Annotated in this window: 11 protein-coding genes; 9 read left to right on the top strand and 2 right to left on the bottom strand. The window is 60.2% G+C overall.

The annotated features are described in order from the left end of the window. Nucleotides 1-114 precede the first annotated feature (114 nt). A complete protein-coding gene (locus QYH43_RS03845; protein ID WP_095058190.1) occupies nucleotides 115-1035 on the bottom strand; it encodes a LysR family transcriptional regulator in 921 nt (306 codons plus the stop codon). Nucleotides 1036-1217: 182 nt separating this feature from the next. Here QYH43_RS03845 and QYH43_RS03840 point away from each other — a divergent pair, with 182 nt between their 5' ends. From QYH43_RS03840 to QYH43_RS03800, 9 genes are all read left to right on the top strand, one after another. After that, nucleotides 1218-2138 (top strand): TauD/TfdA family dioxygenase, encoded by a 921-nt coding sequence (locus QYH43_RS03840; protein ID WP_301156371.1) that lies wholly within the window; start codon nucleotides 1218-1220, stop codon nucleotides 2136-2138. Nucleotides 2139-2273: 135 nt separating this feature from the next. Next, entirely contained in the window at nucleotides 2274-4634 is a 2361-nt protein-coding gene (locus tag QYH43_RS03835) for a TonB-dependent receptor (RefSeq protein WP_301156369.1), read from the top strand. Between the two features lie 258 nt (nucleotides 4635-4892). Beyond that, on the top strand, nucleotides 4893-5702 hold the full coding sequence (locus QYH43_RS03830; protein WP_301156367.1) for an energy transducer TonB: 810 nt from the start codon (nucleotides 4893-4895) through the stop codon (nucleotides 5700-5702). 44 nt (nucleotides 5703-5746) lie between these two features. After that, nucleotides 5747-6472, top strand: coding sequence for a MotA/TolQ/ExbB proton channel family protein (locus tag QYH43_RS03825; RefSeq protein ID WP_095058194.1), 726 nt, complete (start codon nucleotides 5747-5749; stop codon nucleotides 6470-6472). A gap of 1 nt (nucleotide 6473) precedes the next feature. Beyond that, nucleotides 6474-6875 carry a biopolymer transporter ExbD gene (locus QYH43_RS03820; protein WP_010565408.1) on the top strand — a complete coding sequence of 134 codons (402 nt, stop codon included), beginning with the start codon at nucleotides 6474-6476 and terminating at the stop codon, nucleotides 6873-6875. A gap of 273 nt (nucleotides 6876-7148) precedes the next feature. Then, complete coding sequence (locus QYH43_RS03815; RefSeq protein ID WP_095058195.1) at nucleotides 7149-7730, top strand: alpha/beta hydrolase; 582 nt, start codon at nucleotides 7149-7151, stop codon at nucleotides 7728-7730. 57 nt (nucleotides 7731-7787) lie between these two features. After that, nucleotides 7788-8717 (top strand): sigma 54-interacting transcriptional regulator, encoded by a 930-nt coding sequence (locus QYH43_RS03810; RefSeq protein WP_301156365.1) that lies wholly within the window; start codon nucleotides 7788-7790, stop codon nucleotides 8715-8717. 254 nt (nucleotides 8718-8971) lie between these two features. Continuing rightward, nucleotides 8972-9754 carry a MetQ/NlpA family ABC transporter substrate-binding protein gene (locus QYH43_RS03805; protein WP_095058197.1) on the top strand — a complete coding sequence of 261 codons (783 nt, stop codon included), beginning with the start codon at nucleotides 8972-8974 and terminating at the stop codon, nucleotides 9752-9754. Nucleotides 9755-10231: 477 nt separating this feature from the next. Further along, nucleotides 10232-11344, top strand: a complete 1113-nt coding sequence (locus QYH43_RS03800; protein WP_301156364.1) for an RHS repeat-associated core domain-containing protein — start codon at nucleotides 10232-10234, stop codon at nucleotides 11342-11344. Between the two features lie 18 nt (nucleotides 11345-11362). Here the strand turns inward: QYH43_RS03800 and QYH43_RS03795 are convergent, their stop codons facing one another. Continuing rightward, nucleotides 11363-12559, bottom strand: a complete 1197-nt coding sequence (locus QYH43_RS03795) for an AAA family ATPase (RefSeq protein ID WP_301156363.1) — start codon at nucleotides 12557-12559, stop codon at nucleotides 11363-11365. Nucleotides 12560-12659: the final 100 nt, after the last annotated feature.

Here is a 12659-nt window from a genome sequence, read left to right as displayed (position 1 = left end):
GCGCCCATTCGGCCGCTTTCGCTGGCAAGCCAGCTCCCACAGGTGTTTCTGGTGTTCACAAAATTTGCGCTCACTGGAGCTCCCTGTAGGAGCTGGCTTGCCAGCGATGAGGCCCTAAACCGCAACAGCCATCTGCTGCCGATCCACCGCCACCAACGTCTCAATCATCGCCCGCGCCGCCGGCGACAACCGGAACCCGGAGCGGCTGACGATCCCGCAACGCGCATTCATGCTCTCAATGTTCTGCGGCAGATTGCGCCAGTGCAGCAACACCAGTGAACCCTGAGCAATGTCTTCGACAAACGCCTCCTCGGTGCCCACACCAATCGCATTCGATTGCAGCACGATTTTCACCAGTGCCGGGAAATGCTCGGTCTCGATGCTCGGGGAAAAATCCACCCGCCCACTGAGGTTCGCCAGCAACTTGCGAATGCCCGGCGGGATCATCGTGGCCGCCAGCGGATAGTCGAACATGTCGTTGGTCGACAGGCTCTCCTTGGCCAGCAGCGGATGCCCCGGCCGGCAGAAAAACACCCCGCGCTTGGGCGTCAGTGCCTGGGTCTGGAAGTTCGGGTCGGACTCGAAATGGCGGATGTCGGCGATGAAGAATTCGATCTCCTCGCGGCTTAGGGCACGGCTGAGTTTTTCCCAGTTATCCACCTCAAAACAGGTGCGCACTTTCGGGTGTGCATTGATGAACTGCGCCACGGCATCCGGTACCAGTTTGACTGCCGGCGCCGGGCCGCAACCGAAGCGCAATTCGCCGGCATCGAGCTTGGTCATCTGCGTCACTTCAGCGCTGAGCAGCGCCGCGCCTTGCACCAGGCTGCGGGCGTGTTGCAGCACCATCAAGCCTTCGGGCGTGGGTCGCAAATCCTTGTTGCCACGGTCCACCAGGACGCAGCCGAATTCGTGTTCAAGCCCTTGAATGGCGCGGCTGAAAGCGGGCTGTGTAATGCCCATGGCCTCGGCGGCCCGAACAAAACTGCGGTGTTCGTCGAGGGCGATGAAGTAACGCAACTGGCGAAGATCCATATGCTTTTCCGGCATCCTAAAAATAGCTCGAAGGCATTTGCGACGAGGGTTGACTGAGGTTTTAAATGCAACCTCTTATTCCGTCAACGAAGCATGTAGTTATCTATTAGATCTAAATAGAATATAGATAGAGCAGTGTTTCGCGGCCGGTCAACCGCAAGCAGTCCGATGAGGGTCTACCCATGAGCAATGCCGCTTTAGCTGTAAAACCCGCTGTTCACGCGCTGGAAATCCATCCGGTGGCTGGCCGCATCGGCGCCGAAATTCGTGGCGTACACCTGTCGGGCGACCTGGATGCCGCCACGGTGGAAGCCATTCAACAGGCGCTGCTGCAATACAAAGTGATCTTCTTCCGCGAGCAGACCCAGCTCGACGATCAGCGCCAGGAGGCGTTCGCCCACTTGCTCGGCGAGCCGGTGGCGCACCCGACCGTACCGGTGCGTGAAGGCACGCGTTTTCTGCTCGAGTTGGACGGCGCAGAAGGCCAGCGCGCCAGCTCCTGGCACACCGACGTGACCTTCGTCGAGGCCTACCCGAAAGCGTCGATCCTGCGCTCGGTGGTCGCCCCGGCTTTCGGCGGCGACACCCTGTGGGCCAACACCGCCACCGCCTATGACGGGTTGTCGGCGGAGCTGCGGGAGCTGGCCGACAAACTGGTCGCCGTGCACAGCAACGAATACGACTACGCGGGGGGCAAGCCAGACGTCTCGGCCGAGAAGCTGGAGCGCTATCGCAAGATCTTCACCTCGACCGTCTACGAGACCGAGCACCCGGTGGTCCGCGTGCACCCGATCAGCGGCGAGAAAAGCCTGTTGCTGGGGCATTTCGTCAAACGCATCAAGGGCTATTCACAAGCCGATTCGGCGCACCTGTTCGGGCTGCTGCAAAGCCATGTGATCCGCCAGGAAAACATCGTGCGCTGGCGCTGGCAGGCCGGTGATGTGGCGATCTGGGACAACCGCTCCACCCAGCATTACGCGGTGGATGACTACGGGACCCAGGCGCGCATCGTGCGCCGCGTAACGCTCAAGGGTGAAGTGGCGGTGGGAGTGAATGGGCAGGTCAGTCAGACCGTGAAAGGGCCGGATATCGGCAGCGTTTGAGCTGACGCCATCGCCAGCAGGCTGGCTCCCACAGGGGATTTGTGGCGTACGCAAAAACCAATGTGGGAGCCAGCCTGCTGGCGATGGCGGCCTGGCAAGCAATACAGAATTTCTTTTGATCGGGAAACCCGCCTTATGAGTCCGTTGCACTTCGCCTCAACCTCTTCACCCCAACGGCTCAAACGCCTGCCTCTCGCACTGTTGCTGGCCGGTAGCGCCAGTTGGACCCAAGGCTATGCAGCCGATAGCGCCACCCCTGAAACCACCCCAAAAAAATCCGCCACGGCTGACAGCGCACAACTGGAAACCGTGACGGTCACCACTCGCCGCCGTGAGGAAAGCTCGCAGGATGTACCAACGCCAATGAGCGTGGTCAGCGGCCAGAACCTGGAGGCCCAGCGGGTCTATCGCATCCAGGATTTGCAGCAACTGGTGCCCAGCGTCAACGTCGCCTATATGCATGCGCGCCAGTCCAGCGTGTCGATCCGCGGACTGGGCAACAACCCGGCCAGCGATGGCCTGGAAGGCAGTGTCGGCCTGTACATCGACAACGTTTATCTCGGTCGGCCAGGCATGGCGGTGTTCGACCTGATGGACATCGAACAGCTCGAAGTGCTGCGCGGTCCGCAAGGCACTTTGTTCGGTAAAAACACCACGGCCGGCGTGATCAACATCAGCACCCGCGCACCGACGTTCACCCCGGAGCGCAGCATCGAAACGTCGGTGGGCGAAGATGGCTACTTCCAGACCAAGGGCACGATTTCCGGCCCGTTGAATGACGAACTGGCAGGACGTTTTTCCGCGTATCGCACCCGCAGCGACGGCGACATCAAGAATGAATACGACGGCAACGACTTGAACGGCGGCTCGCGCGAAGGCTTCCGAGGGCAGTTGTTGTTCAAGCCCAACGAGGCGTTCAACCTGCGTTGGATCGGCGATTACAACGAGGAAGATTCCAGCGCCGGGACCCGTGTGTTGTACAACACCGGCCCAACCATCAATGGCACCAACCTTTATCAGGCGCGGGCCAACGCAGCGGGCGCGACACTGGTCGACGGCACGCACCGCAAGGTCAACCTGAACAACGAACAGCACGTCACCGTGCATCAGAGCGGCACGTCGGTCGAGGCCAACTGGGCGTTGCCAAGTGACTTCACCCTGACCTCGATCAGCTCCTATCGCTGGTGGAATTTCACCCCGCGCAATGACGACGGCCTGAACGTATCCGCCTTCTACAACGCCGGCGTTTCGGTGGAGGATAAGCAGTATTCCCAGGAGTTTCGCCTGGCATCGCCCTCGGGCGGTTTCTTCGACTACGTGGTCGGTGCCTACTACTTCGGCTCCGACCTGGACAATAAATCCTTCACCTATTACGGACCGCAAGCGGACATCTGGAGCGGCACGCCTAACGGAGCGCTCAACAACATCAACAGTGTCGGCAACGGGCACATCAAAACAGACAGCTTTGCGCTGTTCGCCCAAGGCACCTGGCACCTGACCGAACGCCTGGATTTCACCGCCGGGGTACGCGGCACCTATGAGGAGAAAAATGCCTGGGTCACCCGTGATGCGCCTGTGGGTGGTACGGCGGTCAGCGGTGCGGCAGCCACCGCGAGACGTGGTCGTGCGGGGGTATACGATTCCGGCGATCTGAATCAGTACAGCTCCAGCCCTTCCGGTTTGTTGAACCTCAGCTACCGCCTCACCGACGACCTGCTGACCTACGCCACGCTGTCCCACGGCGAGAAATCCGGTGGGGTCAACCTGGCCGTGGGCACGGCGCCGGTGGCCGGTGCGGACTCGTTGCTGATCGGCACCGAGCGCGCCAACAACGCCGAGCTCGGTTTCAAGAGCACGCTCTGGGACCGTCGCCTGCAACTCAACGCCAACGTGTTCTGGACCCAGGTCAACGGCTACCAGACCAACGCCTACGACGACGCCAACCGCGTGCAATACCTGACCAACGCCGGTTCCGTGCGCTCGCGTGGTGTGGAGTTCGAAAGCACCCTGATTCCGCTGCGCGGCCTGACGTTGAACTTCAACGGTTCGTACAACGACGTCAGCTACCTCTCGTACAAGGACGCACCGTGCCCGCCGGAAGTCAGCCTGGCGCCGGGGGCTCCAGCGTCTTGCGATCTCACCGGGCATCAAGTGGTCGGCGCTTCGAAATGGATCGGCAACGCCAACGGCGAATACAAATGGAACCTGAGCAACGGCTTCGAAGAGTACGTCACCGGCAGTTACGCCTTCCGTTCCAAAGCGGTGGGCACGGTGGAGGATTCCGACTACGGGCAGATCCCGAGTTATGCGGTGATCAACCTGTCCACAGGCTTGCGCGGTGACTTCAAACAGGGTCAATGGGACGTGTCGCTGTGGCTGAAAAACGCCTTCGACAAAACCTACTACACGACGCTGTGGACGGCTGCCAACGGTGGTTACGAAGGCCTGCTGGGCACGCCGCGCACGTTGGGTGTGACCGGTCGATACGACTTCTGACGGCGAAACACCATGCCTTGGAGGAATACTTTTAATGCAGACAAGGCATTGGTTTTTCGCCTTCGGGCCAGAGCCCTTGAACGACGGGGGCTGGCGCTGGAACGATATTCTCAATATTCGATATCGATCTAACCATAACTTTAAAGATTACTTTAAGAGCTAAGCGATCCGGCCAATGATGGGTTCACCGAGGCGTCGTCGGGGGATGTACAGCACGACGTTTCGGTGATTCGCAAAGAGACCGCAGGGAGTCAAGCAATGGGCAATGTTCAGACCGCCGCCAGTGCACACGAAGTGTTGTGGCGCCAGGCACAGGGTGGCGAGTTGGTCGACCTCGGTCGGCCGCACCGTGTGCCCCTGGGTCAGTTGCGTTTGCAACGTGCACCGAAGGGAATCCTGAGTCGTCGGGAAACGATCCTGCTGGGCGTGCTGGCGTTGCTGGTGCATGGCGCGGTGATCTATTGGGTCAATCAGCAGCCGACCCCGGCATTGCCGATCGTGCCGCCGGAAATTCCGCCGATGACCATTGAGTTCTCGCGTCCGGCACCGCCCGTGGTCGAGCCACCGCCGCCGCAACCGGTTCAGCCAGTGGTCGAACCGCCGCCACCCGTGCAGGACGAACTGGCCGTAAAACCGCCACCGCCCAAACCGGTGCCCAAACCGAAACCTGTTGCCAAACCGATCGCAAAACCGGCCCCGAAAGCCGCAGAGCAACCTCCGGCGCCGCCGCAACCGGCAGCACCCGTTGCGGCCCCGGCGCCACCGGCTCCGCCCGCACCGGCGCCCGTGACACCGGCCTCCGCGAACGCGGGCTACCTGAAAAATCCGGCGCCGGAATATCCGTCGCTGGCCCAGCGTCGCGGTTGGGAAGGCACGGTGTTGCTGCGGGTGCATGTACTGGCCAGCGGTAAGCCTGGCGAGATCCAGATTCAGAAAAGCAGCGGCCGCGATGCCCTCGACGAAGCGGCCTTGAGCGCGGTGAAACGCTGGAGTTTTGTGCCGGCCAAGCAGGGTGATGTTGCTCAGGACGGCTGGGTCAGCGTGCCCATCGATTTCAAGATTCATTAAACCGAAACCAAATTCGCGCGAAACGTTTACACGAGGACTTCACCATGACGTTACTGGCATCTCCACTTGAATCCATCGAAAGCGCGGTGATCTGGCTGCTGGTGGTTTTTTCCGTCGCGACCTGGGGCTTGGCATTGCTCAAGGGTGTGCAGTTCGGTCGCCTCAAGGCGCAGGATCGCAGGTTTCATAAACAGTTCTGGGCGGCGTCGAGTCTCGATTCGGCCGCCGAGTTGAGCGAGACCCATCCCGGCGCTGCGGCGCGGGTGGCTCAGGCCGGTTATGCCGCGATCCAGGTCGGCGAGGCGCCGCAAGCAGCGGATCTGAGCCAGGCGATCAATCACCAGGACCGTCTGGAGCGAGCGTTGCGTCAGCAGATCGTGCGTGAGCGCCGGTCATTGGAAACCGGGCTGGCGGTGGTCGCGAGTATTGGCAGTACCTCGCCGTTCATTGGTTTGTTCGGCACGGTGTGGGGAATCATGGAAGCGTTGAAAGGCATCAGTGCAGCGGGTTCGGCGAGCCTGGAAACGGTGGCCGGACCGATTGGTGCGGCGCTGGTTGCTACGGGCGTAGGGATCGCCGTCGCAGTGCCCGCAGTGCTGGTTTACAACTACTTTTTACGGCGTCTGAAACTGACGGCGGCGGACCTGGATGACTTTGCCCATGACTTCTACAGCCTGGCGCAGAAGAGTTCGTTCCGCGTGTTGATTCACCCGACGGCGCACAAGGTTGTGGCCCAGGGCGGCGCGCAGAAAGTGAAGGAGGCGTCCTGATATGGCCTTCTCCACGCAAGACAGTGATGAGGTGCTGAGTGAGATCAACGTAACGCCGTTGGTGGATGTGATGCTGGTGCTGCTGGTGGTGTTCATCGTCACCGCGCCGCTGCTGACCAACGCGATACCGATCAACCTGCCCAAGACCGAGGCGGTGGCACCGGTCGAACAGAAGGACCCGTTGGTGGTGAGCATCGACGGCGCCGGCAAGCTGTTTATCAACAAGGATGAAATCCAGCCCGACTTGCTGGAGTTCAACCTCCAGGCGGCCAAGGCCAAAGACCCGGACGTGCGCGTGCAATTGCAGGCCGATGATGGGGTGAATTACGGCGAAGTGGCGCGGGCCATGGCGTCGATCGAGCGGGCAGGGATTACCAAGCTGTCGGTGATTACCGCGCGTTAACAGAATTTTGCTTTCCGGGGCCGTCTCCTTGGCAGGGTGCGGCCCTTTTTTTTATGTCCGGCAAACTCTGTAGGCGCTGGCTTGCCGGCGCTGGCGTCCTTCCAGCCGGTAAATTGCTGCCTGACCTACCGCATTCGCTAGCAAGCCAGCTCCTACAAATCATTAATCTAATATTCCTTTAAGATCTTAATAAATAGCTTCTTATTCCTTAACGAATATAACTCTCCTCCCTATACTCGACCGGGAACAGACACGCAGCAGGAGAGCTCCCCCATGCGCAACGAATCCATTCGCTACCTGATTGTGCCGGGCTGGCAAGGATCGCCAGACGATCATTGGCAAAGCCACTGGCAAAACAGCCTGCCGAACAGTGCGCGGGTGGAGCAGGCCGACTGGCTGACGCCGCGTCGTGAAGACTGGGTGGCGGCTTTGGCCGAGGCGATTGCTGCCGACAGCACGCCGGTGATTCTGATCGCCCACAGCCTGGGTTGCATCACCGTCGCGCACTGGGCGGCGACAGCGCCAGTGCAATTTCTGCGTCAGGTACGTGGGGCGTTACTGGTTGCACCGGCGGACGTCGAACGCCCGGCCTGCGCACCGGCCTTGCGCAATTTCGCGCCGATTCCAACCGATCTGCTGCCCTTCCCGAGCCAGGTCGTCAGCTCCGACAACGACAGCGCCGTCAGCGCGCCGCGCGCGCTGGAACTGGCACGCAACTGGGGCGCCGAGGCGGGGATTCTGGCAGGGGCGGGGCACATCAACGTCAAGTCCGGCCACCAGCGTTGGGAGCAGGGGTTTGCCTATCTGTATCGCCTGCAAAACCGCATGGAACATCACGCTCTGCGCCGCGCTTGAGTCTTTCTTTTCATTGAATCGCCCCCGTCTCCCGGCGGTTTTGGGCGGGAGTCTGCCATGAGTTTTGAAACGTTCGGTCAGCCCTTGCTGACCTTTCCCGATGCAGAAAAAAGTCCCCTGAGCATTCGCGCCAAGGCGCTTGTGTTCGTCGATCCACGTTCCCGCCAACTGCGCGAGGACCTGGAGCAATTGGCACCACGCTCGATCTCGGTACTTATCCGTGGCGAAACCGGTACCGGCAAAGAGTTGCTCGCACGGCATATCCATCGCGCCAGCGATCGCGGCGGTTTGTTCGTGTCGGTCAATTGCGGCGCCATCAGCCCGACGTACGCCGACGCCGAACTGTTTGGCTACGCCGGGGGCAGCTTCAGCGGTTCGGCGAGCAGCCGCGCCGGGTGGTTTGGCTCGGCCAATGGCGGCACGCTGTACCTGGACGAAATCGGTGACTTGCCGCTGCCGATCCAGATCAAACTGCTCGCAGCCCTGGAAAACCACGAGGTCACCCGCGTCGGCGCCCATCAGCCGAGCCCGGTGGACGTGCGCCTGGTCGCGGCCACCAGCATCGATCTGGCCCAGGCCGTCGCTGCCGGAAAATTCCACGAGCGGCTTTTTCACTACCTCGGCGAAGGCCAACTCGAACTGCCGGCGCTGCGCGAACGCACCGGCGACATCCTGTCGCTGGCCGAGTATTTCCTCGGCATCTACAGCCAGCGCCTCGACTTGCCGGTGCCGCTGATCAGCGAGGCGGCGCAACGGGTGCTGGAGCGCCACAGTTGGCCGGGCAACACCCGGGAACTGGAAAACATCATTCACTTTGCGCTGCTGGTAAGCACCGGGGATGAGATTTTGCCGGAGCATTTGAATTTGCCGGAGCTCTCGATTTCTCTGGAGCAGATCGAGAGTCAGATCCGGCAGATTCTCGACAATGGCTCTGTCGCTGACCAGGCAGCCTTGAAACAGTTACTCAAAAACACCGGGCTTTCGTAGGAGCAAGCTTGCTCGCGATCGCGGCGACGCGGTTTTTCTGAACGGACGCCATCGCCAGCAAGCCGGCTCCTACAAAGGAAGATGTGCGAGTTAGAGTTTTATGAACAAAATGGAATATGAAGCTGAATAAACGTTATTGTTCGGGAATAAAAAATCCCGGTATTGTCCGCATCACGCCAGCGATAGCACTTCACTGGCACTCTCATCTTCAAGCCGTCGCCACAAGCGACTGTGATTTTCGATAAGGACACTGCATGAAAAAGGTTCTGTTGTTCACCGCACTGGCGGCCGCCCTGACCTCGGGCCTGGCACAGGCCGGCGAGAAACTGGTGGTTGCCGCGACCCCGGTGCCACACGCCGAGATTCTCGAGCTGATCAAGCCCGCCCTCGCCAAAGAAGGCGTGGACCTGGAAATCAAAGTCTTCACCGACTACGTCCAACCGAACGTGCAGGTCGATCAGAAGCGTCTGGACGCCAACTACTTCCAGACCCTGCCGTACCTGAAAAGCTTCAACGAAGGCAAAGGCACTCACCTGGAAACCGTGATCGGTGTTCACGTGGAACCATTCGGTGGCTACTCGAAGAAAGTCAAAAGCCTGGCTGAGCTGAAGGACGGCGCCACCATCGCCATCCCGAACGAAGGCAGCAACAGCGGCCGCGCCCTGATCCTGCTGCAGAAGGCTGGCCTGATCGAATTGAAAGACCCGAAAAACGCCCTGGCCACGCCGAAAGACATCGCCAAGAACCCGCACAACTTCAAGTTCAAGGAACTCGAATCGGCCATGCTGCCGCGCGTGCTGGATCAGGTCGACCTGGACATGATCAACACCAACTACGCGCTGGAAGCGGGTCTGAACCCGGCTAAAGACGCTCTGGTGATCGAAGGTGCCGATTCGCCTTACGTGAACTTCCTGGTGGCCCGTCCGGACAACAAGGACAGCGTTGCCATCCAGAAACTGGCCAAGGCCCTGACCAGCCCGGAAGTGAAAGCCTTCATCGAGAAGAAGTACAGCGGCGCGGTTCTGCCGGCGTTCTGATTCGCGAAGCAAACCCCTTCAAGGTTTCAAACGCCGACGGCTGATTTAGCGTCGGCGTTTTTTTATGGGTGTTTGATTTAATGGTGGCGTGAAGCTTTTGTGGCGAGGGAGCAAGCTCCCTCGCCACAAAAAACAAACATCAGATCCTGCAACAAATCTTTCAGACCGCCCTGGTCTTCATCGCCCTGCGCAACGCCATCAATAATTTAACAACGTCCTGCGGATCCAGCCGTTGCGGCACGGTTGCCTCTGCCATTTCTCTCATCCTTGTGATTGCCCGGCCGGGGAGTCTGGCCAAAAGCGGTCCGTCCTTGGAGTGGGATCTCGAAAAAAAGATCCTTCCTACGGTGCCAGGGAAAATAGTCGTCTTCCATCGTTCCGGCAAATCGCTCAGGTCGGCGACACCTAGCAGTTCTGCTAGGTGTCGACATGGCGGTGAGGGTGCAATCTCTGCTCAAAGACAGGAGGACTCATCCGATGAACGCTACGGAAAAGACCACATACCGCTACGACGCTCTGGATCGTCTGGTTGAACTGGCACCGTTTGGGCTGGATAACGTGACCCGTTTCTACCGCGGAGAACATTTGGCAACGCAACTGCAAGGGAACGGCGGGCATAGTGTTTTTCAACACGGCACGCAGTTGCTGGCAGTGCAATCGCGTGAGGGGCCCAGCATCAACAGCCAGTGGTTGGCCACGGATCAGCAGCGTTCCGTACTGCGGGCGGGTCCCGAATCTCAGGCTTATGCGCCTTACGGTCATCGTCGGGTCGAGGGTGGTCCAGGCAGTCTTCTGGGCTTTACTGGCGAAGTGATCGACCCGGTCACTGGCGATTACTTGCTGGGCAACGGGCACCGAGCGTTCAACCCGGTACTGATGAGGTTCAACAGCCCGGACAGCTTGAGTCCGTTTGGGCGGGGCGGGTTGAATCCGTACGCGTATTGTTTGGGGGATCCGGTGAATTTCAGTGATCCGACGGGGCGGTTTGCCGATATCGCCAGGCTGATCACAAGCGTCCTGGGCGTGTCGAATACAGCGCTGGGCCTGTCCCGTGTCATCCCTTCCTTTAATGTGGCCAAGGACGCCTTGAGATTTGGAGCCGCGAAGAAGTTGCCATTCAGACAGACTTTTACGGCCGTCAGTACCGTCACGGCCAGTGCTGTGGTAGTCACCACTGGCCTGGTAGGGGTAGGCAGTGCCATTGCGGGAGTGATCGGAGACACTGAGGCAAGCAAAATTCTGGGGTATGTCGCTTTAGGGCTGACAGGCATCGCGATAGCATCGAGAGTGGGTACTTACTGGGCGGCGAGCAAGGCTGGGACTGAAGCTGCCTTGGTGAACTTTGTGAAGAACAAGGGGGTTATCGCCGTGGCACCGTCTTCTACGCCCCGGCCTTCCTTGTCGCCTTCGTCGTCTTTCGAGCCCTCCGCTCCGCCACAGACACCTGGCATGTTCAGTTCAAACGACAGACATCGAGGTATTAAGCGATCTCTCGACGAAATGCATGCCTCGGACTGGAACCGGCCAACTCTGGAGCCCAGGCGTCAGCGGCCGCAGTCCAATCTGAACAAAAAAATTCGCATGACCTGATCGCCTGAAGTGAAGATTTCAATCCGGCCAACTCCACACCGGCTCATCCAACATCCGTTGCCCCACAATCCCGGTCTGCCCGAGGTTCTTCTCCAGCACGATGCAGTTGCAGTCCGGGTCCTCCTGCAATGCCGAGATCAACCGTCGGGCATGGGACACCACCCACACCTGGCACTGCTCGGACGCGCGAATGATCAAGCGCGCCAACGCCGGCAGCAGGTCCGGATGCAGGCTGGTTTCCGGTTCGTTCAGCACCATCAGCGTCGGCGGGCGTGGCGTCAGCAAAGCTGCGACCAGCAGCAGATAACGCAACGTCCCGTCCGACAATTCTGCCGCCGACAACGGGCGCAACAACCCCTCCTGATAAAACTCGATAGCGAAGCGCCCGCCCGGCAGAGGTTCGATGGCCAGCCGTGCACCGGGAAACGCATCACTGATCGCCGCCCACAACGTCTCCGGATCGCCGATTTCAATAATGGTCTGCAAGGCCGCCGCCAGATCACGCCCGTCGTGGTGCAGCACCGGTGTGCGCGTGCCCAACTGAGGTTGTCGCGCGGGCGCATCGGCGTCGCTGCGAAAGTGATCGTAAAAGCGCCAGCGGCGGATGAACTCGCGCATCTCCAGCACTTCTGGCGAACTCCGCAGGCTGCCGACCTGATCGAACAGGCTGTCGAACGCCGGCGTGTGTTGCGCCAGCACGTCCCAACTGCGATTGGCGCGGGTGCGGATCATCGGGCCGTCGCGATCCACCAGCAGGCTCGCAGGGCGATAGAACGCTCCGGCCCACAGGCATTCGCGCTTGATTTGCGGGTCGAGGCTGAAGCGTGACGGGATGGGTAACGTGTGGTTGGGCAGCATGAAATGCCCATTGGAATCGGGTAGGCCCAGGCTGATCGAATAGCCAAAGTCTTCACCGGCAAAACCCAGGCGCAGGCGTTTCACACCTTGGCGCACCGAGGCTTCGATCGGTACTTCGCCATTGCGCATGCGTCGGGTGATGGTTTCCGGCCCGGCCCAGAACGTCGAATCCAGGCCACCTTCGCGGGCCAGCGCATTGACCACGCCGCCCTGAGCGGTTTCCGCCAGCAGTCGCAAGGCGCGGTAAAGGTTGGACTTGCCGCTGCCGTTGGGGCCGGTGATCAGATTCAGCCGGCCCAACGGGATCACCAGTTTGTTGATCGAGCGGTAATTGGCCACGGCGAGCGTCTGGAGCATGTGGATTCCTGAAACGGTATCAAACGAGGCGTTCATTGTCGGGTAGGCGCAGGCGTCTATGGCAAGTGTTTTCGGCAGAACCTGCTTCGAACTTTTTCTT

It is taken from the genome of Pseudomonas sp. C32 (assembly GCF_030417915.1).
In the GTDB taxonomy this organism is placed as follows: Bacteria; Pseudomonadota; Gammaproteobacteria; order Pseudomonadales; family Pseudomonadaceae; genus Aquipseudomonas.
Note: the sequence above shows the minus strand (reverse complement) of the source record. Positions and strands in the feature narration are given on the sequence as shown.

What these genes read in the sequence shown, in the direction of transcription:
- QYH43_RS03845 (WP_095058190.1), bottom strand. Translation starts at nt 1,035, where the DNA reads ATGGATCTTCGCCAGTTGCGTTACTTCATCGCCCTCGACGAACACCGC.
- QYH43_RS03840 (WP_301156371.1), top strand. Translation starts at nt 1,218, where the DNA reads ATGAGCAATGCCGCTTTAGCTGTAAAACCCGCTGTTCACGCGCTGGAA.
- QYH43_RS03835 (WP_301156369.1), top strand. Translation starts at nt 2,274, where the DNA reads ATGAGTCCGTTGCACTTCGCCTCAACCTCTTCACCCCAACGGCTCAAA.
- QYH43_RS03830 (WP_301156367.1), top strand. Translation starts at nt 4,893, where the DNA reads ATGGGCAATGTTCAGACCGCCGCCAGTGCACACGAAGTGTTGTGGCGC.
- QYH43_RS03825 (WP_095058194.1), top strand. Translation starts at nt 5,747, where the DNA reads ATGACGTTACTGGCATCTCCACTTGAATCCATCGAAAGCGCGGTGATC.
- QYH43_RS03820 (WP_010565408.1), top strand. Translation starts at nt 6,474, where the DNA reads ATGGCCTTCTCCACGCAAGACAGTGATGAGGTGCTGAGTGAGATCAAC.
- QYH43_RS03815 (WP_095058195.1), top strand. Translation starts at nt 7,149, where the DNA reads ATGCGCAACGAATCCATTCGCTACCTGATTGTGCCGGGCTGGCAAGGA.
- QYH43_RS03810 (WP_301156365.1), top strand. Translation starts at nt 7,788, where the DNA reads ATGAGTTTTGAAACGTTCGGTCAGCCCTTGCTGACCTTTCCCGATGCA.
- QYH43_RS03805 (WP_095058197.1), top strand. Translation starts at nt 8,972, where the DNA reads ATGAAAAAGGTTCTGTTGTTCACCGCACTGGCGGCCGCCCTGACCTCG.
- QYH43_RS03800 (WP_301156364.1), top strand. Translation starts at nt 10,232, where the DNA reads ATGAACGCTACGGAAAAGACCACATACCGCTACGACGCTCTGGATCGT.
- QYH43_RS03795 (WP_301156363.1), bottom strand. Translation starts at nt 12,559, where the DNA reads ATGCTCCAGACGCTCGCCGTGGCCAATTACCGCTCGATCAACAAACTG.